This window comes from Enterobacter cloacae complex sp. IR5402 (genome assembly GCF_049238125.1).
Taxonomy (GTDB): domain Bacteria; phylum Pseudomonadota; class Gammaproteobacteria; order Enterobacterales; family Enterobacteriaceae; genus Enterobacter; species Enterobacter hormaechei_C.
In genome coordinates this window covers 232,965-258,374 of sequence record NZ_JBMKHO010000001.1, presented here as the reverse complement: position 1 = coordinate 258,374, position 25,410 = coordinate 232,965, and the positions used below count along the sequence as shown (strand labels likewise).

Genomic DNA, 25,410 nt, shown 5'->3' with positions numbered 1-25,410 from the left:
ACCTCCTTTGTCTTAACAGGATTGTAAAACGCTATGGTGTAACAGGAGCCAGTTCTGGCAATCCTTCTACGATATAGGTTCGCGAATTGCCGGCACGGTGTCGGATAGGAATGATCTTCTGGTACGCGGCCGAGCTATACCAGTCTTGGGCATTTTTGAGACTCTCAAACTTGATTACAACCAGTCTGCCCTGTGCTCCAAACCCTTCTTTAACATCGGGTTCACCTCCTCTGACGATGAAGCGTCCACCAAAAGGTCTGAAGGTAGATTCAACCTGAGCGCTGTACGGTTTGATAGCGTCAAGATCGGTCGCCTGAAACTCTGCGATGTAATAAGCAGGCGTTGCTGCCAGGGCTGACGCGAGCCCGGAGAGGGTGAAAAGAGTGGCTACCACTGTTTTAAAAATCATCCTTCCTCCTCATAAGCTTTCATGAAAGTGAATAAGGGCTACCGCGTCCAGACCTGCCTGGCGTCTTTCGTTTGCGGCGTGTTTTGCGCCATGATCCCCGTCAGAACGTGCGGCTGGTAGGTTTCTTCCAGAAACCGGATTTCCTCCGGGTTTAGTTGAAGATTTACGGCGTTTACCGCGCCATCGACGTGATCTTTTTTTGTGGCCCCTACGACAGGTGACGTGACTTTTGTCAGCAGCCAGGCGAGTGAGATTTCCGTCATGGACACCTGATGTCGTTCAGCAAGCTCGGCGACGCGCTCGATAATGCTCCGATCCTGTTCAGCCGTGCTATCATATTTTCCGCGGGCATAGGCATCCTCGGAGGCTCGCCGCGTGTGGCCTTCTTTCCGGGAGAGACGACCGCTGGCCAGCGCGCTATAGGGGGTCATGGCGATATCATCTTCAGCGCACAGACCGAAGAGCTCTCGTTCATCTTCACGCATAATCAGGTTGTAGTGGCTTTGCACGGAAACAAAGGCCGTCAGCCCTTCGCGTTCGGCAAGGGCGTTCGCTTTCGCAAGCTGCCAGGCATAGCAATTGGAAATACCAATAGCGCGCACTTTGCCCGCAGTAACGGCGGCATGAAGCGCTTCAAGCACCTCAATAACTGGCGTGTTGTAATCCCAGATGTGGTAAATGTAGAGGTCGATGTAGTCCATCCCCAGATTCTGCAGGCTCTGGTCGAGCGATCGGGCTATTGCCTCTTTTCCGCCGATCCCAGCGGCAATTTGCGCGGCGGTTCGTGGCAGAAACTTGGTGGCCAGCACCACGTCCTCGCGTTTTGCCATCTCCCGCAGCGCCCGGCCAACGTATCGCTCGCTGGAGCCGTTCTGATAGGCGATAGCGGTATCGTAAAAATTGATACCCTTTTCGAGACCGTAGCGGATGATGTCCCGGCTTGCTGTTTCGTCCAGCGTCCAGCGATGCTGGCCCGTTAACGGGTCGCCAAATCCCATACATCCCATACAGATGCGGGAGACCAGTAAGTCACTTTTACCGAGCCGGGTATACTGCATCTTTATTCTCCCTCTGGATTATTCACGACGGAATTGAGCAGATGGACGAGCCTTAAAGCGTGTTCCCGGGCAAGCGTTTTTTGCTGCGCGAGTTTGTCGGCATCCCGATCGGCATAGCTGATACCGCAGGTATAAACCGGCTCCAGCAGCTCAAGATTGCACAGTTTTGCTGTGGTCTCGAACGGAATTAGATACTCTTCAATGGCATGGCCAAAGAAACCGTCAGCGGTATAGAGCGCCTGTGGCGCCCCTGTAGTGAAGGAGAGGAGCAGCTTTTTACCGCCCAGTTTCGCCGTTGAGCCATGCGCGAAGCCGTGGACAAAGACCTCGTCCAGCCATTGTTTCATTAACCCGGGCAGCCCATACCAGGAAAAAGGAAACTGCCAGACAATCACATCGGCCCTGAGCAGGCTTTCCTGCTCCGCAGCGATATTGAATTTGCCGTCCGGATAGAGCCAGTCCAGACGACGAATTTCAGCATCGGGAAGGGCGGTCGCCACTTCATCAAGGATCGTGGCATTGGCGACGGAATGGGTAAGCTCAGGATGGCCTGAAACAATAAGGATATTTTTCATTTCAATGAGTTAAATATATTTGGTGAATGTTTAACCCAGTATAGAGTGACACCATTATTTTTTTTAGAGCAGTAAAGACTCATTCACTTTTAGACAAAAACTAATAATGGTCGACTGTTCTCATTGTACCGGTCATCACGAACCCGTGAACTACGCCGTGATGCCCAGTAAACGTTCTGCATTGCGAAATGCGATGGCCTCTTTTTCAGCCTTGTTGACGGGCAGACTGTCGATAAAGGTTTTTACACCGTCCAGGGTCTGATAGGGATAATCGACGGAGAACAGGATCCTTTCTGCCCCCATTAACGCGTAGATAAACTGGAAGTGCGGCAGCGACAGCATACCTGACGGGGTAACGTAAACGTGCTCCTGGAAGGTTCTCGTTAGCGTGCGTGACAGACCCGTTGCAGCCAGTGGTAGGCTGTCATCAAGACGCTGGAGCCAGAAGGGTAACATCTCCCCCCAGTGGCCACTGATTACCTGCAGGTTGGGATATTTATCAAATGCGCCCGATAACATCAGCCGCAACAAATGGATCCCCGCTTCGTGATGCCAGCCCCAGCCAAACATAGAAAGCCTGGCGTTGACCTCTGCGCTGAAGCCCGTGAAGTAGGCCTGCTGTACGCTTTTAAGCGGTAATCCGGGATGAAGATAGAGTGGCACATTCAGTTTATTAAAGCGGGAAAGCAGGGAGTCATAGTCAGGATGATCGAGAAAGCATGAAGAGGGTCTGCCATTCAGCAGTGCTCCTTTAAATCCTAGTTTTTCAACTGCGCGGACAAGCTCATTTTCAGCATCTTTCGGCTGTGCCCAGGGAAGTGTGGCAAATGCCGCGAAGCGATCTGGGTGATTTCTTACCGCCTCGGCAAGGCGATCGTTTGCCGCCGTATTTAATGTTACCGCTTCATCCTCGGGTGCCAGCTGGGGGAATCCGCCCACAGAGAGTATCTGCAGGGTAATTCCCGCCTCATCCATATCCCTGAGGCGGCGGCTTCCCAAATCAGCGCCTTTCGTGTTTATCAGCGCATTCTTTTCTATCTGCGGCCGGCTTCGGTCAGGATTATGACCATCAGCGACGGTTTTCCCCCAGTCGCCAATGAAAGGTGCCTGCTCAAGCGCAACAGGCATACACGCTCGACCTAACTCGCTGTCGAGATAATGTTCTTCGAGGCAAATGATTTTCATATTCTCACCATTCATACAAAGCAGTAAAAGTGATACAGATTAGGATCGCCCGGAACTGTCCATACGTGAATGTGATTCATGACAGTCTGTTCCGGATGGGCTTTACACCATCGGTTTTTCCCAGGCGCCTCGTGTATCCACTCTGGTCTCTGCGGCGAGTTGTTCCAGCAGGATGATTTCCTCATCGCGTAACTGGATGTCTGAAGCGCAGGCGGCGTCCAGCACGTGATGGGCTTTAGTCGCACCAACGAGGGGAAGGGTACCTTTTGCAATAGCCCATGCGATGGCTATCTGTGCAACGCTGGCATTCCTTTCGGCTCCCATTTTTTTCATGGCGGCGGTTAATCTTTCAATCTGCGGCAGTACAGCGTTATAACTTTCGGCCCGGCCACTCCCGGCAGGCATGGGATGATTTGAATCATAACGACCACTGAGCGCGCCTTGCTCCAGGACCATGTAAGCAAAGAACGTGATGTTATTTTTTCGGCAATAATCAAGGATCCCGGCCTCTTCAGAAGCGCGATAGAGCAGGCTGTAGTGATTTTGTACTGCACTGAGGGAATAACCGGAAGCGTTAAGGATTTCGTTGGCGCGTCTGATTTGTGCCAGATTGTGGTTGGAAACACCTACGCGTTTGACCTTACCGCTTTGTAAAAGTGGGATCAGTCCTGGCGTCCATTTCTCAACGTCGAGGGGATTATGGATCCAGTAGATATCAATCGCGTCCACACCCAGACGTCCAAGGCTGGCCTCAAGCATATCGCTGACAGGCTGCGCTGACTGTTCGTTCGCAATCTGCGGTGTGAATTTGGTGGATAAAATCATATCCTCGCGGGGGAACTGACGGACTAATGCTCCCAGCGCGGCCTCGGAACTCCCCATGCCATATACTGCTGCGGTATCCCAGAGATTGAGGCCCTTACTCATGGCCGTGGTGAACACGTCTGCCATCTGAGTATCAGAAAGATGATTGCCGAAGACGGTGTCGCCACCGGCGAAACCTGTGCCCCAGGACCATGTGCCCAGCGCGACGGAAGGTAGTGTTTTCATATTCAGCTCCTGTAAAAAGGCCGGAACATTGCTGACGTAAACCGGCCAAAGAGGGTGAGTAACGGTGAAAAAGAGATGAATGGATTAAGCTGACTGGCGGAGGGCATTTAACAGCGCCACACCGACACCGTGTGCTGAAGCGGGATTCTGCCCCGTGATAAGGCGACCGTCAGTAACCACATTTTCAGACCAGTTCGGGGCTTCATGATGAAGCGCGCCATGCTCGCGAAGTGCAGTCTCAAGCAGGTAGGGAACCACATCTGTGGTGTGAACTTCTTCCTCTTCCTTGTTGGTAAAGGCCGCCACGTTTTTGCCTTTCACCAGGTATTCGCCGCTGCTGAGCTTTGCGTCAACCAGTGCCGCAGGTCCGTGGCAGACGGCTGAGACAATCCCATCACTTTCATATACTTCGCGGATAATACGCTGGGCATCCTGGCTGTCGCGGAAATCCCACATGGTTCCATGGCCGCCCGCAAAGAAAACGGCGCTGTAGTCGGTACCGTTCAGCTCGGATAACGCTGGTGTTGTTGCCAGGCGCTGCTGAAAATCGGTTTCGTTCCAGTACCAGGCGTTGACAGAATCACTGAGGTCAAATCCATCCACCGGCGGCTGTCCCCCGCGAATGCTGGCTATCATCGTTTTTAGTCCGGCATCTTCCAGTACTTTCAGCGGATGCGTCAGCTCGGCCAGGAAAAAACCGGTTGGTACACCGGATGCGCCTTTAATCGGATGACTGGAAACGACACACAGCACGGGTTTATCTGCAGGTTTCATATCGGGCCTCACTATTTATTTTTAAATTCAGCGGCAAAGAGATTTTCCCAGTTAATAAAGGAGCCAAGCGGAATGCACTCAAAGCTTAATAAGCCAGCTTTTTCCAGCGGGAATTCGGCCATTACGTTCATCGCTTCATCGACAGAGTCACATTCAAGAAAAATAGCGACGCCAGGTCTGTCCTGACGGAAGTAGATGTCGCGGATGAAGCCGGATTTATACAATCCCCAGGCGTGTAGCGCTTCAGCGTTAAGGTGTGGAGCATATTTTTCCAGCGATGCTCCAGGTGCGGGGATATCCAGACATAAAATTCGCATCATAGTCTCCTGAACTCAGGTCGTTGTAGAAAGAGATAAAAGTATAAGAGGCGAATTTCACGAAGATTAGAGGAGCATTGACTTAAGCATCTTTAGACTGTACTTAATAATCAGGCGGAGATTGCTTTAGGAACACATTATGAATAACGCCCTGTATAACCAGATACGCATCTTTCAGAGCATTGCACGTGAGGGCAATATTTCGGCAGCCGCAAGAAAACTGGAAATTACGCCTCCCTCCGTCAGCAATGCGCTTAAGCTGCTGGAAGATCATAATGGCCATCCGCTTTTTGTGCGTACGACCCGCCGTATTGAGCTGACGGAAACCGGGCAGCTGTTGCTGGAACAGACCGCTGCGGCGGTGGAGTCGCTGGAACATTCGCTTGAAAGCATTCGCGACCAGAATCAGGAGCCCTCTGGTATCGTGCGAATCACGCTCTCGCGTTTTGCCTATCTGTTAATTCTTAAGCCTGCAATGGCGAAATTCTGTCAGCAATATCCGGGTATACAGCTTGAAATTTCGGTTTACGACGGTACCGTGAATGTTATCGAAGAGCGTTTTGATCTTGGGATCCGTTTTGGCGATATCCTCGAAGGTGGGGTGGTGGCGCGGCCGTTAATGAAACCCTTTCGTGAAGGGTTATATGCATCCTCAGCTTATATCAGCGAGCATGGAATGCCCGAGGTGCCGGCTGACCTCAGTCAACACAAGCTCATTGGCTACCGTTTTATTACTAACAACCGCATCCTTCCGTTGATTCTGAACGATCGCGGAGAGCAGTTGACGGTTGAGATGCCGGGGCAGTTAATCAGCAACGATATTGACGTTATGGCAGACGGGATCCGTAACGGCCTGGGAATCGGACGTTTGTTTGAACCCATCTTACAGTTACAGCCGGACAGGGAGCGCTTTATACCCGTGATGGAGAGCTACTGGAAAACCTACCCGCCAGTGTATCTCTATTACCCCAAAAACGCGGGTAAAACGAAAAGAGTGAAGGCCCTGATTGATTTTCTGATATCCGCTACGGGGCGATAAAGACGATAACGCATCGTCCCGCATGGAAGTGCTATTTCACAACCCCAGCGGCCTGGCCTCCTGGATGAACTCAATCAGAAGGCGAAGCCCGGTCGGTAGTTGCCGGCGGCTTGAATAATAGATATGAAAACCTTCCTCCAGCGGGGACCACTCCGTAAGCACCAGGCGGAGCCGTCCATCCTTCACATAGGGTGCAACAAGAGGCTCCGGAAAATACATCAGGCCGGCTCCGCCTAATACGGCCACAAGGCCCGTTTCAGCCTGATTGACCGTCACAGAGCCTGGCACAGTGATTTGGTACGTTTCGCCGTCTCGCTCAAGTTCCCAGCGATAAATCCGATCGTCGCCGAGACGATTGCTTATACAGCGATGGTGTAATAAATCATCCGGATATTCAGGCGTTCCGTAGCGTTCAAGATAGTCGGGGGATGCCGCGATAACCCAGCGAATATCGGCAGATAAACGTCGGGCAACCATGTCTTCCGGAACGGTGCCACCATAGCGGATACCGGCATCGAAGCCCGCATCAGTGACGTCAACCATACGGTTGCTGGCCACAATATCGATTTCAATATCGGGATAGCGATCCATAAACGCGGGCATAACTGGCGCAAGCAAAAGATTGGCCGCTTCAACGGCAGCATTGATTCGGATACGTCCGGTAGGGGTATTACGATACCGGTTAAGCGATTCAAGCGCGCCTTCTATCGTGTCGAAAGGTTGAAGTACAGACTGAACCAGTTCTTCACCTGCAGCCGTAGGTGTAACGCTCTTGGTCGTGCGATTAAGGAGGCGAACACCGAGCCTGGTTTCCAGCCCCTTCAGGGCATGACTAAGCGCTGATGCACTGACACCTAATTCAATCGCCGCACGGCTGAAACTGCGATGACGTGCAATAGCCATGAAATAAATGAGATCGGCGACATCCGCTCTGCTTATTTGCATACAGAACCGTTTTCCTTGTGCGTTAAGGCCCGAATGTATTGATACGGAAATGATATACACCATAGACCGACCAGGGCTAATCCGTTGCTGAATTTTTTTCACAAGTCCATCCACTCATCGCCTCTCACTGAACACGTTGTGCTTCGTTATTCTTGAAAATTATGCGCTCTGGCCGTCGGTCAGGGCGGAACATTCACCTAACGGAGCCGTGTATGAACTATACGCATCTTGGCCGAACCGGCCTGAAAGTCAGCCGCCTTTGTCTCGGAACCATGAATTTTGGTGACGTCACCGACGAGAAAACCAGCGCCCGCATTCTGGATGAAGCGCTTGAGGCAGGTATAAATTTCATTGATACAGCGGACGTGTATGGCACCGAACAATCACCCGATATCCAGCAAGGCTCGGGGCTGTCCGAAGAGATTATTGGTCGCTGGATCCAGCAGGGGGGACGCCGTGACCGTATCGTTCTGGCGACGAAAGTCTATCAGCCAATGGGGCCAGGTCCGAACGATCGCCGTCTTTCTGCTTACCATATTCGCAAGGCCTGCGAGGACAGTTTGCGACGGCTTAAGACCGACCATATTGACGTCTATCAGATGCATCACATCGATCGCTATACGCCATGGGAAGAGATCTGGCAGGCCATGGAACTCCTTGTTCAGCAGGGAAAAGTGCTTTATATCGGTAGCAGCAATTTCGCGGGCTGGGACATTGCGACTGCGCAGTCAGTTGCTACGGCCCGTCATTCCCTTGGCCTGGTTGCTGAGCAAAGTCTCTACAATCTGACTGCCCGGACTGTTGAGCTGGAGGTCATTCCCGCATGCCGTCATTTTGGCCTGGGACTGATTCCCTGGAGTCCACTTGCCGGAGGGTTGCTTGGCGGCGTACTGAAAAAGATGGAAAGCGGGCGCCGTGCAAGGCCCGCGTTTTCCCGTCTAATCGAACAGTATCGTCCGCAGCTGGAAGCCTACGAAGGATTATGTGAGGACCTCGACGAAACCCCTTCCGATGTGGCTCTTGCCTGGCTCCTGCAGAATCCTGTCGTTACTGCTCCACTTATCGGGCCTCGTACGGTCGAGCAACTCCGGGAGGCGCTTCACGCAACGACAATCACGCTATCAGACGACACCATGAGCTGTCTCGACGAAATCTGGCCCGGACCCGGGGGAGAAGCGCCCCAGGCTTATGCCTGGTAATGACCAAATTAATGAATCCTTTCTTCGCTATAGGGAGTTCCAGTTTATGAGCAAGATGATGCATGACCAGCATTCTGCTTCCGTACCCGCTTCCCGGGATCGTCGCAATTTTCTGATCGCCGGCGCCGGTCTGGCGTTGGCCGCTACCACCCTTGGCAGGAGCGGAGCAGTGATGGCTAAACCGGCTGGTCAGGACACGTCGAGCGCCCCTTCGGGTGCTGTTCCCGTCCAGAAGGAGACCTTAACCACGCGTAAACTCGGCTCGCTGGAGGTTTCCAGCATGGGACTCGGGTGTCTGCCTATGGTGGGGTATTACGGCGGTGGTCCGCGCGATCGTAAAGCCATGGTTTCGCTTATCCGGGCCGCCTTCGAACAAGGCATCACGTTCTTTGATACTGCCGAGGTGTATGGCCCCCATCTCAGTGAAGAATTTGTCGGGGAAGCACTGGCCCCCGTTCGCGATCGTGTGGTGATTGCCACTAAGTTCGGTTTCGGCGTGGAGGAGGGGAAGCCAACCTCCCTCAACAGCCATCCTGACCATATTCGCCGTGCCGTAGAGGGCTCGCTGAAGCGTCTGAAAACGGACCATATCGATCTTCTTTATCAGCATCGCCCCGATCCGAATGTGCCGATTGAGGATGTGGCGGAAACCGTGAAGGCGTTGATCCAGGAGGGTAAAGTGAAACACTGGGGATTGTCGGAAGCGAGTGCCAGGACAATCCGCCGCGCACATTCGGTACTCCCTGTGACTGCAGTACAGAGTGAGTATGCCATGTGGTGGCGTGAACCGGAGACGCGGATATTTCCAACGCTCGAAGAGCTGGGTATCGGCTTTGTACCTTACTGCCCGACCGCCCGGAGTTTCCTTGCCGGGGCAGTCAATCCAAGCCAGCGGTTCGACAGCACAGATCGGCGGCATAACCTGCCACGCTTCCAGCCCGATGCCCTGGCCAAAAACATGGTACTGCTTGAATTTGCGCAATCGTGGGCCCGCCGCAAAAACACCACTCCGGTTCAGTTCGCGCTGGCCTGGGTGATGGCTCAGCGGCCATGGATAGTCCCCATCCCGGGTACGACGCAATATCCGCACCTGATAGAAAATAGCGGTGCACCGCAAGTCCGGTTGACGGACAGCGAGCTACGCGAAATCGATGCGGCGCTTGCCAAAATCCCATTGCAGGGCGGTCGCGCCGATCCGTTTACCGAAAGTCAGTTTGATAAAAATTAATACCTGCTGTTACAGGGAGACTGCAGGTAAAGTCTCCCTCAGTGCTATTGCCGGGGATAAACCACATGAATGGACTAAATCATAACGCGCTTACGCGCAGTGCCGTCCCCATACCGCCCTGCGAGCGTTCTCTTCAGACCGTGGAGGCCCAGCCGTACTTCAGCGTTTCAGAGGCGTCTCTCGTGCTCGAAGGGGCGGTGTTCGATCGGAACAATAACCTGCTGTTTGTTGATGCGGCGACGGGGCGCGTGTTTAAGCTCACCCCGGAGCGGCAGCTTTCCATTGTCCTTAAGGAGAATACCTTCGGTGCTTCCGGCCTGGCGGTACACAAAGATGGACGGATCTTTATCGCGTCGGTGGGCGATATGCAGCGTGGTTCTGTTCGGGCTATCGAACCCGACGGCACCCGTGAGCAGATGATTGTTGATCCTGAAGGGGGATTTCTTGCCAACGACCTTGTCTTTGATAATCAGGGCGGATTTTATTTTACAGACAGCCGGGGAAATTCAGCCGATCCACAGGGTGGGGTGTTCTACGTTAGTCCCAACGTCGGGTCAATTCACGCCATCCTGCCCGGACTCGCTGTCGGGAACGGCTTAGCGATTGACCCTGACGGTACTCTGATATGGGCCACTGAACACGCTAAAAACAGGCTTCATCGCGTAAGATTGTCAGACGCCACCACGATTGCCCCCTTTGGTTCGGTTGTTACCTATCAGTTCACCGGGCCCGCTCCAGATGGAGCCCGAGTCGACAGCGAAGGCAATGTGTATGTGGCAATCTCAGGCCAGGGTCGCATCATGGTCTTCAACCGCAACGGACTGCCGATTGGGCAAATTGTGCTGCCTGACCGCGACAAAGGTCGTAACCTTAAATCGACAAGCCTGGCTATCCGACCCGGACATCACGAGTTGTTCATTGTCACCAACAGCGGGACCGAACCTGGTGGAGCGATGATTTTTCGATCGGGCGCATTCGCGCCGGCACCGCTTCCCTTTTCACATCAATGACCGGGCATGAGTGGCCTGGGGGACCCGGCAACGCCGGGCCAGGGGAGGGCATTAACAGTCCTGTATTGCTGAAGGCGGTGTGAGTGAAGGTGGCGTATCCGGAAGTGGGGGAATGATCCCGTCGACAGGATGCGGCAGATAGTGTGCCTCGAGTTCCATGATTTCGGCATCGCTAAGTGAAAAGTCCAGTGCGCTGATAGCCGTGGAAAGATGTTCTGGTTTCGTCGCGCCGATGATCGGGGCTGTGATGACCGTTTTTGATAGCAACCAGGCAATTGCAACATGGGCTCTTGGCACATCGTGCTTTTCAGCAATGCTGGCAACAACATCAATAACGGGCTTATCCAGCAGGGCTGCGTTCTCATACATTTTTAACGCAAAGGCATCGTTTTGCGTTCGTCGGGACGTGACACTCCAGTCGCGCGTGAGCCTGCCGCGTGCCATCGGACTCCAGGGGATCACACCAACGCCCTGGTCTTCACACAGGGGCAGCATCTCGCGCTCTTCTTCCCGGTAAAGCAGGTTGTATTGCGGTTGCATTGTAATAAATCGGGTCCAGCCGTTAAGCTCTGCCGTATGCTGCATTTTTGCAAAGCGCCAGGCTTCCATAGATGATGCGCCGATGTAACGTACTTTTCCTGATTTAACGAGGTCATGCAGAGCCTCCATGGTCTCTTCAACAGGCGTGGAGTGGTCAAAGCGGTGAATCTGAAAGAGATCCACGTAATCCATGCCTAAGCGCATCAGGCTATCGTCAATAGACTGAAAAATGGCCTTGCGGGAAAGAAACCCGGTATTGGGGGAGTTGCGCCACGGAAAGAAGGTCTTTGTCGCCACAACGATCTCATCGCGTCTGGCCATTTCTCTCAGCGCTTTTCCAGTGATCTCTTCAGAACTTCCGCCCGAGTAGATATTCGCGGTATCAAAAAAATTAATGCCCGCTTCAAGCGCCTGACGAATGAGCGGACGTGACGCCTTTTCATCCAGGGACCAGGGTTGAGGCAAGCGTTCAGGTTCACCATAGCTCATACAACCGAGACAAAGACGGGAGACTTGCAAACCGCTACGACCCAGATTCACATACTTCATTCTGTGTTCCTTCTTTTATTGCCAGCAATTCTGTATGTGAAAGGGTATTGCACTGACATGAAGGGAACCAGCATGCGCCATCGAATGGTGTAGTGAATTTTTTTCACAGATGGGCGTAATCGTCAGTGGATTTTACATACAAGGACAGCGCCCACACACTGACATCATTAATTATTGTTGGGTGAGGTTTTCGGACACGGCTGACCAACAGGAATAACAATTTTTTCACGGTGTTCCCCGCGTTCATAAACGCAGATTGTACCTTCATCTGTATTGACCTGTTCCTTCAGCGGGAGCTCTGGTTCCTGCGCAAAAATGCGAAAGGATGCGACCAAAATCAATGCCAGAGAACACAAAAGCTGGACTGCATTCATATCTTCACTCCTGAAAAATTTTTAACTCATTTCCAGCACCGACTGGCGAGGCGTAAGCTTACCAATTATCGGTGGCAGTTCCGTTTCGCGAAGCGGACGACCCTCAACGATGCTTTTAATGCGCTGTACGCACTGGTGCAGGAGGGATTCCATTGGCCAGGAAATGCAGGTCAGTTGCGGGTATAACTGCGTGGCCAACGGTGAATCCTCAAGACTGAGGAGGGAAACCTCCTGAGGCACGGCAATATTAAATTCGCGGAACAGGCGCATGGCCTCTGCAGCATAAGCATCACGCTTAACTACGATGGAAGAGAACTTGCTCAGACTATTAATAAGCGTCAACAGCGCGCGTTCGACATTCTCATTGGCTGTTAATACCAACTGGCGTTTAAACGGAAATGAGTAGTTCTGCAACACGTTGCGATAACCTTCGACCATTCGCTTGCTTGCGTCATCCGTCTCGTTATCGATAACCAGCGCGATGTTGCGATGGCCTTTACCTATCATGTAGCGGCAGGCGCTCTCCGTAGCAAATGCGAAATCGTAGCCCTGACTTTTCGCATCCACCACGGGTCGGTCGAAAGAAATCACGTTATCGCCACTGCCCGGTACAACTGGTCCGAACACCACAACCGCGGCGCATTGCCGTTGTAAATCATCTACCGAAGCTGCATGTTCGACGTCATTATCCACATACTCGACGATCAGCGTTTTGTTCAGCACTTTCATTGCGCGGCAAGCGCGGGAAGAATACGCGCGCCACTGCTTTCATCACGTGAGGAAAGCACCACACCGATATGGCTTGATGACTGACTCGCCAGGTTTTGCGCGGCAAAGCTGGGGCGGTAGTTGAGTTCTTCAACGGCCCGTAATATTTACCACAGTAGGTGATTTAACATAATATACATTATGCGCACTAAAATTAATTAAGAACAAATCCAGCCGTTTCGGGCCCAGCCTTGTTCTGCTCATTCAGCGAATTATGCCCATAGATTCTATGCCATCAACGTTCATAACTGTCGTTACAGTCTTGCGTGTTCACTACGGCAGTCACCTGCACATCCTGAAAGCGCAACCCATCCACACCGGAAATTTTCCCAAACTCTGTCGCGTCAATAAAAATCCCCTCCAGCGTTAACCCGGCCACAGGACGCTCCGGATACCCCGCAATGAAAAATGCCCGCGAGAAATATTTGTTGTCTGAGCGACGCGCCGTCATATTTTTAATCGTCAGTCCGCTGACCTCAGTAAGACCGGCTTCGCCCTCAACACCTTCAGCCAGCTTGCGCCAGTGTTCTGGTTTATCAGATAAATTGCTCTGGTCGCCATAGCTGTACTGCGGAAACCAGTTCAGCTGGATCAGCACCGGAAAACGTACGTCCGTAAGACGTAAATTTTGGACGGTGATATCACGGATAAACCCGCCACGGTTGCGGGCCGACTTAATGCGAAATCCGACGCCCGTTCCGTTAAACGCGTTATCTTCTATCAGGACGCGTTCAATGCCACCTGAAGTTTCACTCCCCAGCGTGATCCCGGATCCCTTATTCAGCGTACATCCTCGAATCACTATATCCCGCGCGGTACGTGCTTTTTGCGCCGCTTCGCGTCCTCGTCCTGATTTGATGCAAATATTGTCGTCATTGCAGGACACAATGCAGCGTTCAATCCGCACTTGTTCGCAGGAGTCGACGTCAATCCCGTCGGTGCTCGGCCCCGCAGAATTGCTGATTTGCACAGCCTCAACCGCGATACGGCGCGAATAACAGAGGTGTATGTTCCAGAATCCGGACTCCCGACTGGTAAAATCACGCAGCAGAATGTTCTGGCTTTCAAAGACCAGGATATTGCGCGGGCGCTGACAGTCGTAATCAACCACCCAGCGTAATCCTCTGGCGCTGTAATCGCCAACCATGCCGCTGCGTTCGTCGTCGCCCCAGAAGCGTTGCCACCAGATGACACCCTGCCCGTCTATCGTGCCTGTACCGGTAATGCTGACGTTTTCACAATCAATGATATTAATAATGCCTGCCGGCCAGCGCATATCAATGCCGGCCACCCGGGTGTTTATCAGGGGATAATCAGCCAGATCCTGGCTTCCAACGAGCTGTGCGCCAGCATCCAGGCGAAGCGAAACACCGCTTTTCAGAAACAGTGCGCCGGTCAGAAAACGGCCTTGCGGAATAAGAATGACATCGTTCTCTTGAGCACTGTTTATGGCCTGCTGAATGGCAGACGTTGACAGGCGTTGCGCGGTTGGGTCCGCGCCACACGCCAGAATGGAGATCGCTTTCATGGCTTGTCCTTAAACAAATGAAAGCCTTAGTCTAGAAATCCGCGTGAAGGATAACCTTTGTCTTTTTGACAGCCTGGCGGTCAGGCTGGCAAAAAAGCGGATATTTACTGGCTTGCGATCACCGTAACGCCCTTTTCTTTCATGGCGCTCACCCAGCGTTCATCCGTTGTGTTTTCAACAACCAGCGTATTCACCAGCGACAGGTCGCCAATCACGAACGCCGAGGCCGTGTTGATCTTTTCCGGCGAGGCCAGTACCACCGTTTCCGCCGCTCTGCCGGAAAATGCACGTTTGATGCACGCTTCTTCATAATCTCCGGTGGTCAGCCCGGCCTCAGGATGCACGCCGGTGACACCCATGAAAAACAGATCCGCATGAATATTATTGATGCCTTCAATTGCGGCCGCGCCGACCGTGACGATGGAGTGTTTATACAAACGACCACCGATCAGGATCACCTCTATGCTCGGATGGCCGACCAGACCCAATGCGATACCCGGGCTGTGCGTCACCACGGTTATCGGTAAATCGGGTGGGAAGAATGTAATAAGTTCAGAGGTGGTCGTCCCGCCATCAATGATCACCACCTGCCCCGGTGAAATGAGCTGCGCGCCTCGCCGTGCCACGCGTTTTTTTGCATCCATTTTGACGGACTGACGCTCGGCAAAAGGCGCAATCGCTGAAGATGCTGGCAGTGCACCGCCGTGAACACGCTGCAAACGCCCTTCTGCCGCCAGTTCACGTAAATCCCGGCGGATAGTGTCCTCAGACACCGAGAAAAAGAGGCTGAGCGCAGTTGACTGGACCTGGCCTTCCGCCTCCAGTTTTTCCAGAATCAACTGTTTACGCTGGCTTGTGAGCATGATTTATTCCTGATGTTGCACGATGTGTCTTGTATTTGCACGATAGTGCTGTTTATGATGCTTACTCTACGAGAGGAGAGCCAAACGTGCAATCAAAACGTGCAGATATACGCATCATCAACAGCGAAACGTTGTCCGACAACTGGTATAACCTAAAAAAATACACTTTTGACTTCCAGCGCAGCGATGGCGACTGGCAGCGGCAAGAGCGTGAAGTGTATGACCGGGGGAATGGCGCGACGATCCTGCTCTATAATCGCGACAGCAAAACCGTCATTCTGACGCGTCAGTTCCGTTTCCCGGTGTTTATCAATGGTCACGAAGAGGATCTCATTGAGGCGGCCGCCGGGTTGCTCGATAACCTTGACCCGGAAAGCCGGATTAAGGCCGAAGCGGAAGAAGAAACCGGGTTTAAGGTGACGCGCGTAGAGAAAATTTTTGAGGCCTATATGAGCCCGGGCTCGGTCACCGAGAAACTCTACTTCTATCTGGCGGAATATCATCCGCAGGATCGGACCAGCGCGGGCGGCGGCGTTAAAGCTGAGGGGGAAGATATCGACGTGCTGGAAATGACGCTGGACGACGCGCTTCGGGGCATTGAAAATGGGCAGATCGTCGACGGAAAAACCATCATGCTGCTCTATCACCTGGCCCTCAAAGGCATTTTATAATCTCACCATTAGCCAGATACCTGCCCCGGCGCAGGTATTTGCCTGTGCTATTCTTGCTGAACACCTCAACATGGAGATGCGAAAATGGCCGACTGGGATCCCTCTCTTTATCTACAGTACAGCGCAGAACGCACACGTCCCGCCGCTGAGTTACTGGCCCGGGTGCCGCTTGCTGACATAACCTCAGCCGTGGATTTGGGCTGCGGGCCAGGCAACAGCACCGCGCTGCTGAAACAGCGCTGGCCTTCTGCGCAGATCGCCGGCGTGGATAACTCCCCGGCCATGCTGGAGGAAGCCCGACAGGCCCTGCCAGATTGCCACTTTGTTGAGGCGGATATCCGGCACTACAAACCTGACCAGCCGCTCAGCCTGATCTACGCCAACGCCTCATTGCAATGGATCCCGGACCATTACCACCTTCTGCCACACCTGGTTTCACTGCTCCAGTTAAACGGCGTGCTGGCGGTGCAAATGCCTGACAACTGGCTTGAGCCGACGCACGCCCTGATGCGTGAAGTTGCCTGGGAACAGGGCTACCCCGATCGTGGCCGCGAGCCATTGCCGGGTATCCATGCCTACTACGATATTCTGACGGAAGCGGGATGTGACGTGGATATCTGGCGCACCACCTACTTCCATCAGATGAGCTCTCATCAGGCGATTATTGACTGGGTCAGCGCGACGGGGTTACGGCCGTGGTTACAGGAACTCAACGAAAGCGAGCAGAAAAACTATCTGAAACGCTACCTTGAGCTGCTGGAAGAGCAGTATCCGCTCCAGGAGAACGGGCAGATACTGCTGGCTTTTCCGCGCCTGTTTATGGTGGCTCAGCGGGTTCCGTAAGCCGGATCAGGAACGCGCTTCCTTGAGCAACTGCTGAATCACGGCCTCCTGCTTGTCGTAGTTACCTTCGCCAAACGCGGTGTAACGCAGTTGCCCTTTCGCATCGAAATAGTAATGCGCTGGCCAGTACTGATTTCCGAACGCGCTCCAGATTTTGTAGTTATTATCCGTCACTACGCGGTACGGCAGCTGCCATTTATTGACCGCGTTTTTCACCGATGATAACGGCTTTTCCCAGGGGTATTCCGGGGTATGGACGCCAATCACCACCAGACCTTGTGACTCATATTTCTTCGCCCAGTCTCGAACATGCGGAAGGGTATGCTGGCAGTTGATACAGTCCCAGGTCCAGAAATCGATAAGCACAACTTTCCCCCGCAAGGCCTCAGACGTGACAGGGTCACCGTTTACCCAGCCCGTACCGCCGCTTAATGATGGTAGCTGGCTGCTTGGCGTTGCGTCAGCGACTGGTTGCAGTTTCACCTGCGTGGAGGATGGTTGCGCAAGGCTCAACAGAGCGTTTTCCAGCTGGTCGGCAATACCGTTGGCACCTTTCAGGGCTGAGGTCATCCCGCTGGCGTTGAACGCAACGGCAGCTAACATCATCACTCCCGCTCCCTGACGCAAACGCGCCATCAATGCGGATTTGGCTCTCAGAGGGGTTATCAGCTTACGGCCCCCCGCGACAAGCAGCCCCAGCATCAACGCGCACCCACTGCCGTAAGCGGCTAACAGCGCTCCGGTTGCGATGGCCGAGTGGCCCGCAATATTAATGCTGAAGATCGCCCCGAGAATCGGTCCGGCACAGGGGGACCAAAGAAGTCCAACGGCCAGTCCTGCCAGAAAAGCCGAAACCAGGCCGCGTCGCTGAACGCTGTGGGTGTTGAGAACGTTTCCCGCACTGACCGCCGGACGGGCAATGCGCTGAGCAAACTGCGGGAAGATCAGAGCCAGGGCGGCAATGCTCAGTATCAGCAGCGCAATCCAGCGACCGATAACGGTGGCGTCAGCGATCCACTCGCTGGCAATCGTTACTACCATCGCCACCAACGTGAACATCACAATCATTCCCGCCAGAAGCGCCAGAATGTGTTTGCGCTGCCCCTGAAAGCCAGCGAACAGCAGAGGAATGACGGGAAGCGTGCACGGACTGAGCAGGCTAATCATGCCGCCCAAAAAAGCGATTATCAGAAACATAACGACCTCACGATACGGTTGCTGCGAAGGTGCAGTGAGGTCATTTGACCGTACGAATGTGTCCAGGCCGTGTGCGAAAAGCTGAATTTTGTCTGCCTGCGTATCGGCACGGGGTGCAGATACACAGGCGTACAATTAACCGCGCGGAAGAGTCACGCTTACGACCAGCCCGCCCTCTGCCCGGTTTGCAAGATGCAATTTCCCGTCAAGCTGGGCGGTGAGCTGCGCGGCAATGGCGAGGCCTAACCCGGTGCCGCCCGTTTCGCGGTTGCGCGACGTTTCAACCCGGTAGAACGGCTGTAACACCGCCTCCAGTTCTGCCTCCGGGATGCCGGGGCCGTTATCCATAATACGGATCGCTACCTGCCTTTCATCTTCATCAATCTCTATAACCGCGCTATCGCCAAACTTGAGCGCATTATCCAGCAGATTGGTCATTACCCTGCGCAATGCCTGTGGACGAGTAACGATCGGCAGACGCGCATTGCGTGCATGAAACTGCACGTTTTTACCAATGTCCTGATAATCACTGGCGATGCTGTTAACCCACGCGTTCAGCTCCAGCTTCAGCGTGGTCTCTTCCAGTGATTCTGATGACCGGGCATAGGCAATCCCCTCCCGTACCAGGCGCGACATATTATCCAGGTCGCTCAGCAGCTTATCGCGGAGTTCGGGCTGATCTGCCATTTCGATCCGCAGCTTCATGCGCGTGATGGGCGTCTGGAGATCGTGAGAAATGGACGCCAGAATCTGCGCGCGTTCACGCAGATACGTTTGTATCCGCGACTGCATCTCATTAAAAGCGTGTGCAGCCTGGCGCACTTCAACCGGTCCTTTTTCAGTCATCGGTGAATGGGCCGCAGGATCGAGGGAATCAACCGCACGCGTGAATTGCAGGAAAGGCCGGACAACCTGGCGTACGGCAATCCAGGAGCAGAGCGCGACAAGTAACAGCTGAAGAACTAGCACCACGGGTAACCAGCTGGCGACAGGCGGCATGCGCGGGATCAGATCGATAGTGAGCGGTGCGCCGTCGCGGAGCGTCAGATGGGCCTGAATATGGGAGATTGGCCCTGGCACCGCCGTAAACTGGAGCGGATATTGGGCTGAAAGCGTCTCTTTCAGGGTGCGAATTGCATCCCGCGAGCGCTTGTCCGTTGGTGCGGCGCCTGCCTCGCCGGGGCCAAGGATATAACGATAATTACCGCGACTGAGCCGTTCCAGCCACTCTGGCCTCTCTTTGGCCGGAAGCCGGTCGAGAATGGCCACGCTGGTCGCCACGTCATTCTCAAGATTGCCCAGCATAACCGTGCGCGCGCTGTGCATTCGCTCAACCATGACCAGCGTCAGGCTGAGCGCGTTAGCCAGTAAGAGTCCAAGCAGCACAATGATCAGCAGCCGGGCCAGTAAGGTGCGGGGCCACAGCGTCATTCATTGGCCTCGACGATGGTCACCGGCATGGTAAAAACGTAGCCTTCGCTGCGAACGGTTTTAATGTAGGCCGGCGTGCGGGCATCTTCATTCAGGCGCTGTCGCACGCGGCTCACCAGGAGATCAATCGAACGCTCAAACAGCTCGGCATCACGTCCCTGCGTCAGGTTCAGCAGCTGATCGCGGGTCAGCACCCGTTGAGGATGATCGAGGAATACGCGCAAAAGGCGATATTCCGCCCCGCTGAGCGCCACAACCATCCCCTCGTTATCAATCAGATGACGCGCCACGGTATCCAGTTGCCATTCACCGAACACCACCAGGCGCCCTGCCTCGGTCACCTGAAGATTAGGCGGCATAGTACGAAAACGACGCAGGATAGCTTTGATACGCGCCAGCAGTTCGCGGGCCACAAACGGTTTCACCACATAATCGTCGGCGCCCATCTCCAGTCCCAGGATCCGGTCCGTGTCCTCGTTGCGCGCGGTGAGCATCAGGATCGGCAGATCCTTATGCCTGCTGCTGCGCAGCTGTCGACACAGCGTCAGGCCATCATCGCCGGGCATCATCACGTCCAGCACCACCAGGTCGATATGCTGTTTGTCGAGCACTACGCGCATCTCTTTCCCGTTCGCCGCGCCAGAGGCGTGGTAGCCGGATTTCACGAGGTAATCGACAATCAGTTCACGAATATCCCTGTCGTCATCGACGACAAGGATGTGATCAATATGCTCCACCGCAGGCTCCTGATTAAGAGGTAACGGATTGAAAATAGCACATATCAGAGCTTATCCGCGTCGACAACGGCTTTAACAAAGTCCTGCGGATCTTCCTGCGGCGGGTTGTGGCCAACCGTTGCGCCGAAAGTACGGTGCTCATATTTTCCGGTGAATTTCCCCGCATAGGCTGCGGGTGCAGGATGTGGTGCTCCGTTGTTACCACCCTCGATGGTGATGGTCGGCACCGTAATATTCGGCAGCGTAGCTAGCTTTTGTTCGTAGGCGTCATATTTCTGCTCACCCTTCTCCAGCCCCAGACGCCAGCGGTAATTACTGAGCGTGACGGCAACGTGGTCCGGGTTATCGAGGGATTTGGCGCTGGCATTGAAGGTGGCATCGCTGAATTTCCAGTCAGGCGAAGCCTGGGACCAGATCAACCGGGCAAAATCGTGCGTATTTTTAGCATAGCCCTCCGCCCCGCGCGGCGTGGCGAAATAGAACTGATACCACCACTGAACCTCTGCCTTCGGCGGTAAAGGCTGTTTGCCAATCGCCTGGCTGCTGATCAGGTAGCCACTTACCGAGACCAGCGATTTCACCCGTTCCGGCCAGAGCGCTGCAACGATATCTGCCGTACGCGCCCCCCAGTCATAACCGGCAAACACCGCCTGTTTGATATTCAGGGCGTCCATCAGGTTGACGATGTCTTTTGCCATTGCCGAAGGCTGGCCGTTTCGCGGCGTTTTATCAGAAATAAAGCGTGTGGTGCCGTACCCGCGCAGGGACGGCACAATGACACGATACCCCTTCGCGGCCAGCGCGGGGGCCACTTCTGCATAACTGTGAATGTCGTACGGCCAGCCATGCAGCAGGATCACCGGTTGCCCCTCTTTTGGCCCGATATCGACGTAACCGACGTTCAAATCGCCAGCGTTAATCTGTTTAACCTGGTTAAAGGCCGACGCGTAATCCTTACCCGTCGCTTCTGCCTGGCAGGACATCACGGTGCCAAGTGATACGGTCAGGGCGACGGCTGAGTATGCGAGTTTATTAAACATGATGTTATCTCCGGGTAAGTTCAGTTGACGGAGATATAACACCATGCGTTTGTACAGGAGATGTGTGCGGATGCGGTTTTATTGCATACCTGTGTATGTATCACAGAGGCAGATACAGTGTGATACAAACCCAGGTATTAAACGACTAAAGCGAGATTCGGTACCGGACGTAATCGTCGGCTTCACCATAGTGATCATACAGCTTACGCGCCGGATTGTTCATGCGGGTTACCCAGTAGAGTTTTGACCACCCTTCCCGCTTGCCTTCATCGATCAGGGCGTCGATAAGCGCTTTACCCGCCCCTGCGCCACGTTCGGCAGCGTCAACAAACAGATCTTCCAGATAGCAAACGGGCGCGGTTGACCAGGTCCCTTCATGCAGGACGCACATGGCGAAGCCGATGACGCGGCCGTCCTTCTCCACGACACGGCAAAACAGAGATGATGAATCTGCGAGCGCCCTGTCCCAGGTGGCCGCGGTAACGGACTCGTCAAGGTAGCACTCATAAAAATGGGTATAGCCATCCCACAGCGGTCGCCATTGTGGGTAATCATCTGTGCATAAAGGACGTACGGTTAGCGTCATCTGTTCTGACCTTACAAATCAATTGCCATTTCAATACAGCGTAAATGCGCGTCGGCCATACGCGAGTAATGCGTATTTTCACCCAGCATGGCAAAACCCACTAGATTTTGCAGCCATGGCGAATCGCTTCGTTACGGACGTGCCAGAGTGTTTCGGCTTCTTCGGGCCTGGCTTTTCTCAGCATCATATAACCCCTTTTATGGATAAACCTGAATAACAAAAGCACGACCAAATAGAATGTGATATTGATGAAAATACCAGAACCCAAACAAAAGCATAACGCTTAATTATGGAGATCAGCGGATGACCATACCCACGCTTACCACCGAGCGCCTGATATTACGCCCCCTGATTGCAGAAGATGCCGTCCAGATCCAGCAACGCTATCCGCGCTGGGAGATTGTCCGCTATATGGTGGCTTCAGTCCCCTGGCCCTACCCGGAAAACGGTGCAGAAAATTATGTCAACAACGTTGCACTGCCCGATATGGCCAAAGGGATTGCGTGGTTCTGGACGATTCGCCGTCGCGAAGCGTCTGACGAACTGATGGGGTTGATTTGCCTGTATGACGTGGAGGACAACAACCGGGGCTTCTGGCTCGCGCCGGAATTTCAGGGCCAGGGATATATGCGCGAGGCGAGCATTGCGGCCACGGATTACTGGTTCAATACGCTTAACAAACCGGTGTTGCGCGCGCCGAAAGCGGCTGCAAACAGCCGCTCCCGACGTATTTCAGACAGCAGCGGCATGCGGCTCATCAGGACGGAGAAGAAAGCCTATGTCAGCGGCCTGCTGGATTCGGAGCTGTGGGAAATCACCCGCGACGAGTGGAATGCCCGTCAGGTCAGCTGATAATGCTTATCCGGCATCAGTCTTTCAGGTATGTTCTCTTCATCGTTCATCTGCAACAGGTCGCGCTCCATCATGTTGCAGATGGCGTCCAGCGGCAGATCGTTATCTTCCGTTCCAAACGGATCTTCCAGCTCTTCCGCCAGCGTGTCCAGCGAGATAAAGGTGTAGGAAATCAGTGCAGAGACAAAGGGCGTCATGTAATGCAGATCAACGACCAGCGCAAACGGCAGCATGATGCAGAACAGATACACCGTCCGGTGCAGGATCAGCGTATAGGCAAACGGGACCGGCGTATTGGCGATACGCTCACAGCCAGCCAGCACGATGGACATATCATTAAGGCGGTTGTTGAGGCTGTGAAACAGAATGTCTGAAAGGTGCCCGCTACGCCGCCGCACGGCCAGCCACTCCCCCATGATCAGCAGGATACGGTTCGCCGGCGAGTTGGCGTCCATCACTTTGCGTAAATCGCCTGGAGCCAGATAGCGGGACAGCTGATCGGCATTGGTTTCTCTGCGTAGAGTCATTCGCAGACAGTTAGCAAACGCGATTTGCAGGCGGACAAACTCTCCAAGATGTTTATCATCCGGCAAGGTGTTTTTTACCTCGCGAAACAGCGAGCGCGCCGCTATCATCAACTGCCCCCAAAGCAGACGCGCCTCAACGTAGCGCGAATAACAGGCGTTATTGCGAAACCCCAGGAAGATGGCGATAGCCACACCCAGAATGCTGAACGGCGCGACGGTAAACCGGATACCCAGCGAGGTGTACCACGGCAGCATGACAATCACGGCGATGGAAAGCAGGAAGTTAAGCAGCAGTCGGGTATAAATTTTGGGAAGTACCGAACCATGCCAGACAAAAATCAGTTGCAGCCAGTGCTGTTGAGGACGAACAATCATAATCAGCTTCAGAAAAGTAAAGAGCGCGGCTATTAAACGTGATCCCCCTCACGGTTGCAAGCATGTTAATAGTTCATTGCATTTTCTGACCTGTTAAGCCTGAACCGCACGGTGCCGCAAGTGCTTTCTAAAAAAAGAACGTATAGTATGTTGTAACTAAATGGGGTCTTTAAAAAACCCGGCAAACGCCGGGCATTATGATTAGCAGAGCGGTTTCACCGCATCGCGCATGCCTTTGCTTAAAATCGCATCCAGATCCAGCGCAACCTGGTCTACCAGTCCGTTAACCAGAGTGAGATCCTGTTCCCAGTGTTCGCTCACGCTTAACACCGACGATACCAGTTCACGGGTAGTGACCTGTTTGTCGTGATGTTGCGTCCACAACTGCTGGTAACGTTCAAGCCAGTGCGCATCGTCCTGCACCGGATAGCGCTCACCGTTGCGCTCGGCACGGTAAAATGCAATCAGCGCCGCCAGAGCAAAGGTCAGACGTGCTGGCAGTTTGCCGGTCGCCTTCTGCCCTGCCAGCAGTTGCGGCAGAATGCGGGTGCGGTACTTGGTCATCCCGTTCAGTGCAATCGACAGCAGCTGATGCTTAATGTACGGATTACGGAAACGCCCCGTTACGGCACTGGCGAAGGAGTGCAGCTCGTCGCGCGGCAGATCCAGGACCGGAATAATCTCCTCATAAATAGCCTTCTCGACGAACGCGCAAATTTCCGCGTCGTTCATGGCTTCCCCTACCGTATCCAGGCCGGCCTGAAAAGCGACCGGAACCAGCGCCGTGTGCGCGCCGTTGAGGATCGCCACCTTACGCTCTTTATACGGTTTAATATCGTCAACAATCAGGACGTTAAGCGAGTATTTATCCAGGCGCAGTTCTGCTGCAAGTGATTTTGGCCCCTGAATAACAAACAGATAGAAATGTTCTGCCGTGTCGAGGAAGCTGTCTTGATAGCCCAGACCAGCTTCCAGCTCTGCCACCTCATCACGCGGATAGCCGGTAACAATGCGGTCAACCAGCGTCGAGCAGAAGGTGTTAGCGTTATTCAGCCACGCAATGAATGCCGCCGGCAGCGCCCACTCCTGTGCATAGCGCAGCACCAGTTCACGCAGGGCATCGCCGTTGTAGTCGATAAGCTCACAAGGAATAATGATCCAGCCTTTATCCGCAGCCCCGTTAAAGTGGGTAAAGCGCTCGAACAGCAGACGCGTCAGTTTGGCCGGATAGCTGGCAGCAGGCGCATCGTCATACTTATCGCCCGCGTGATAGCTGATGCCCGCTTCCGTGGTGTTGGAGAAGACAAACCGCATGTCCGGGTTATGGGCGAGCGCCAGAAATTCATCGTACTGGCTGTAGACGCTGATTTCACGATTTACGGAACGAATAAGACGCGCATCGCTTACCGCTTCTCCCTGCTCATTCAGACCACGAATAATTGTGGTATACAGACCATCCTGGGTGCTCAGCGACGGCGGAAAATCGCTCTGGATCGGCCGCACAATCACCACACCGGCATTGAGATCGGTATGCTCGTTTAAGAGGTCGATTTGCCAGTCAACGAACGCGCGCAGGAAGTTACCTTCGCCAAACTGGATGATACGTTCAGGGTAGCACGCACCGGGGAAATCACGACGGTTGAGAGTGTTCACAATGGAGGTCCTTTATGATTAGTCATACAGCCTGATAAGATTGGTGTGATAACTTATCAAAACTTCAGGACCAGAACCCCTGTCTGG

The 25,410-nt window shown here is 53.8% G+C and carries 26 protein-coding genes and 1 pseudogene; 7 read left to right on the top strand and 20 right to left on the bottom strand.

Going from position 1 to position 25,410, the window contains the following annotated elements; translation table 11 throughout:
• Positions 1 to 31 precede the first annotated feature (31 nt).
• The 7 genes from ACOTXL_RS01295 to ACOTXL_RS01265 form a co-directional block, all read right to left on the bottom strand.
• Positions 32 to 409, bottom strand: a complete 378-nt coding sequence (locus ACOTXL_RS01295; protein ID WP_023292403.1) for a DUF1330 domain-containing protein — start codon at positions 407 to 409, stop codon at positions 32 to 34.
• 38 nt (positions 410 to 447) lie between these two features.
• Positions 448 to 1,467 (bottom strand): aldo/keto reductase, encoded by a 1,020-nt coding sequence (locus ACOTXL_RS01290; RefSeq protein WP_045346198.1) that lies wholly within the window; start codon positions 1,465 to 1,467, stop codon positions 448 to 450.
• A gap of 2 nt (positions 1,468 to 1,469) precedes the next feature.
• The gene (locus ACOTXL_RS01285; RefSeq protein WP_045346197.1) at positions 1,470 to 2,042 is read right to left on the bottom strand and encodes an NAD(P)H-dependent oxidoreductase; all 573 of its coding nucleotides are present in this window, start codon (positions 2,040 to 2,042) and stop codon (positions 1,470 to 1,472) included.
• Between the two features lie 150 nt (positions 2,043 to 2,192).
• On the bottom strand, positions 2,193 to 3,227 hold the full coding sequence (locus ACOTXL_RS01280; RefSeq protein ID WP_045349949.1) for an amidohydrolase family protein: 1,035 nt from the start codon (positions 3,225 to 3,227) through the stop codon (positions 2,193 to 2,195).
• A gap of 102 nt (positions 3,228 to 3,329) precedes the next feature.
• Positions 3,330 to 4,277 carry an aldo/keto reductase gene (locus ACOTXL_RS01275; protein ID WP_024908509.1) on the bottom strand — a complete coding sequence of 316 codons (948 nt, stop codon included), beginning with the start codon at positions 4,275 to 4,277 and terminating at the stop codon, positions 3,330 to 3,332.
• A gap of 84 nt (positions 4,278 to 4,361) precedes the next feature.
• Positions 4,362 to 5,051 (bottom strand): type 1 glutamine amidotransferase domain-containing protein, encoded by a 690-nt coding sequence (locus ACOTXL_RS01270; RefSeq protein ID WP_045349947.1) that lies wholly within the window; start codon positions 5,049 to 5,051, stop codon positions 4,362 to 4,364.
• A gap of 11 nt (positions 5,052 to 5,062) precedes the next feature.
• A complete protein-coding gene (locus ACOTXL_RS01265) occupies positions 5,063 to 5,368 on the bottom strand; it encodes a hypothetical protein (RefSeq protein WP_045349945.1) in 306 nt (101 codons plus the stop codon).
• A 139-nt stretch (positions 5,369 to 5,507) separates the two neighbouring features.
• On the opposite strand from ACOTXL_RS01265, the gene ACOTXL_RS01260 reads away from it, so the two are divergent.
• On the top strand, positions 5,508 to 6,407 hold the full coding sequence (locus tag ACOTXL_RS01260) for a LysR family transcriptional regulator (protein ID WP_045349943.1): 900 nt from the start codon (positions 5,508 to 5,510) through the stop codon (positions 6,405 to 6,407).
• A 36-nt stretch (positions 6,408 to 6,443) separates the two neighbouring features.
• On the opposite strand, the gene ACOTXL_RS01255 is transcribed toward ACOTXL_RS01260, so the two are convergent.
• On the bottom strand, positions 6,444 to 7,352 hold the full coding sequence (locus tag ACOTXL_RS01255) for a LysR family transcriptional regulator (protein ID WP_045346190.1): 909 nt from the start codon (positions 7,350 to 7,352) through the stop codon (positions 6,444 to 6,446).
• A 212-nt stretch (positions 7,353 to 7,564) separates the two neighbouring features.
• Between ACOTXL_RS01255 and ACOTXL_RS01250 the strand changes: the two genes are divergently transcribed.
• The 3 genes from ACOTXL_RS01250 to ACOTXL_RS01240 all read left to right on the top strand — a co-directional run bounded on the left by ACOTXL_RS01250 (position 7,565) and on the right by ACOTXL_RS01240 (position 10,789).
• On the top strand, positions 7,565 to 8,551 hold the full coding sequence (locus ACOTXL_RS01250) for an aldo/keto reductase (protein WP_045346189.1): 987 nt from the start codon (positions 7,565 to 7,567) through the stop codon (positions 8,549 to 8,551).
• 46 nt (positions 8,552 to 8,597) lie between these two features.
• Positions 8,598 to 9,779, top strand: a complete 1,182-nt coding sequence (locus tag ACOTXL_RS01245; protein ID WP_045350049.1) for an aldo/keto reductase — start codon at positions 8,598 to 8,600, stop codon at positions 9,777 to 9,779.
• A 65-nt stretch (positions 9,780 to 9,844) separates the two neighbouring features.
• Positions 9,845 to 10,789, top strand: coding sequence for an SMP-30/gluconolactonase/LRE family protein (locus ACOTXL_RS01240; RefSeq protein WP_045346188.1), 945 nt, complete (start codon positions 9,845 to 9,847; stop codon positions 10,787 to 10,789).
• Between the two features lie 51 nt (positions 10,790 to 10,840).
• Here the strand turns inward: ACOTXL_RS01240 and ACOTXL_RS01235 are convergent, their stop codons facing one another.
• The 5 genes and pseudogenes from ACOTXL_RS01235 to ACOTXL_RS01215 form a co-directional block, all read right to left on the bottom strand.
• Positions 10,841 to 11,878, bottom strand: a complete 1,038-nt coding sequence (locus ACOTXL_RS01235) for an aldo/keto reductase (protein ID WP_045346187.1) — start codon at positions 11,876 to 11,878, stop codon at positions 10,841 to 10,843.
• A 167-nt stretch (positions 11,879 to 12,045) separates the two neighbouring features.
• Positions 12,046 to 12,252 (bottom strand): hypothetical protein, encoded by a 207-nt coding sequence (locus tag ACOTXL_RS01230; protein WP_045346186.1) that lies wholly within the window; start codon positions 12,250 to 12,252, stop codon positions 12,046 to 12,048.
• Between the two features lie 21 nt (positions 12,253 to 12,273).
• Positions 12,274 to 13,127: pseudogene (locus ACOTXL_RS01225) on the bottom strand (LacI family DNA-binding transcriptional regulator); the annotation flags it as partial.
• A 128-nt stretch (positions 13,128 to 13,255) separates the two neighbouring features.
• Positions 13,256 to 14,548 (bottom strand): glycoside hydrolase family 28 protein, encoded by a 1,293-nt coding sequence (locus tag ACOTXL_RS01220; RefSeq protein WP_045349941.1) that lies wholly within the window; start codon positions 14,546 to 14,548, stop codon positions 13,256 to 13,258.
• A gap of 104 nt (positions 14,549 to 14,652) precedes the next feature.
• Positions 14,653 to 15,411: a DeoR/GlpR family DNA-binding transcription regulator gene (locus ACOTXL_RS01215; RefSeq protein ID WP_023324658.1), complete on the bottom strand. Its 759-nt coding sequence runs from the start codon at positions 15,409 to 15,411 to the stop codon at positions 14,653 to 14,655.
• Positions 15,412 to 15,497: 86 nt separating this feature from the next.
• On the opposite strand from ACOTXL_RS01215, the gene ACOTXL_RS01210 reads away from it, so the two are divergent.
• Complete coding sequence (locus ACOTXL_RS01210) at positions 15,498 to 16,082, top strand: NUDIX hydrolase (RefSeq protein ID WP_023324657.1); 585 nt, start codon at positions 15,498 to 15,500, stop codon at positions 16,080 to 16,082.
• An 84-nt stretch (positions 16,083 to 16,166) separates the two neighbouring features.
• Positions 16,167 to 16,925, top strand: coding sequence for a trans-aconitate 2-methyltransferase (gene tam, locus ACOTXL_RS01205; protein ID WP_023314159.1), 759 nt, complete (start codon positions 16,167 to 16,169; stop codon positions 16,923 to 16,925).
• Positions 16,926 to 16,931: 6 nt separating this feature from the next.
• On the opposite strand, the gene ACOTXL_RS01200 is transcribed toward tam, so the two are convergent.
• The 5 genes from ACOTXL_RS01200 to ACOTXL_RS01180 form a co-directional block, all read right to left on the bottom strand.
• Positions 16,932 to 18,122 carry a cytochrome c biogenesis protein/redoxin gene (locus tag ACOTXL_RS01200; RefSeq protein WP_045349938.1) on the bottom strand — a complete coding sequence of 397 codons (1,191 nt, stop codon included), beginning with the start codon at positions 18,120 to 18,122 and terminating at the stop codon, positions 16,932 to 16,934.
• Between the two features lie 135 nt (positions 18,123 to 18,257).
• Positions 18,258 to 19,553 (bottom strand): ATP-binding protein, encoded by a 1,296-nt coding sequence (locus tag ACOTXL_RS01195; RefSeq protein WP_032609216.1) that lies wholly within the window; start codon positions 19,551 to 19,553, stop codon positions 18,258 to 18,260.
• The gene (locus tag ACOTXL_RS01190) at positions 19,550 to 20,290 is read right to left on the bottom strand and encodes a response regulator (protein WP_022651194.1); all 741 of its coding nucleotides are present in this window, start codon (positions 20,288 to 20,290) and stop codon (positions 19,550 to 19,552) included. The genes ACOTXL_RS01195 and ACOTXL_RS01190 overlap by 4 nt, the downstream gene beginning before the upstream one ends.
• Positions 20,291 to 20,334: 44 nt before the next feature.
• Positions 20,335 to 21,330: an alpha/beta fold hydrolase gene (locus ACOTXL_RS01185; RefSeq protein ID WP_003857149.1), complete on the bottom strand. Its 996-nt coding sequence runs from the start codon at positions 21,328 to 21,330 to the stop codon at positions 20,335 to 20,337.
• A 145-nt stretch (positions 21,331 to 21,475) separates the two neighbouring features.
• The gene (locus tag ACOTXL_RS01180; RefSeq protein ID WP_003857152.1) at positions 21,476 to 21,916 is read right to left on the bottom strand and encodes a GNAT family N-acetyltransferase; all 441 of its coding nucleotides are present in this window, start codon (positions 21,914 to 21,916) and stop codon (positions 21,476 to 21,478) included.
• 303 nt (positions 21,917 to 22,219) lie between these two features.
• On the opposite strand from ACOTXL_RS01180, the gene ACOTXL_RS01175 reads away from it, so the two are divergent.
• Positions 22,220 to 22,768 carry a GNAT family N-acetyltransferase gene (locus ACOTXL_RS01175; RefSeq protein ID WP_045336268.1) on the top strand — a complete coding sequence of 183 codons (549 nt, stop codon included), beginning with the start codon at positions 22,220 to 22,222 and terminating at the stop codon, positions 22,766 to 22,768.
• Here the strand turns inward: ACOTXL_RS01175 and ACOTXL_RS01170 are convergent.
• Positions 22,756 to 23,670 carry a bestrophin family protein gene (locus ACOTXL_RS01170; RefSeq protein ID WP_045349936.1) on the bottom strand — a complete coding sequence of 305 codons (915 nt, stop codon included), beginning with the start codon at positions 23,668 to 23,670 and terminating at the stop codon, positions 22,756 to 22,758. The two genes, ACOTXL_RS01175 and ACOTXL_RS01170, sit on opposite strands and share 13 nt — an antisense overlap.
• Positions 23,671 to 23,871: 201 nt before the next feature.
• Positions 23,872 to 25,323, bottom strand: a complete 1,452-nt coding sequence (locus ACOTXL_RS01165; RefSeq protein WP_032609210.1) for a tagaturonate reductase — start codon at positions 25,321 to 25,323, stop codon at positions 23,872 to 23,874.
• Between the last annotated feature and the right edge of the window lie 87 nt (positions 25,324 to 25,410).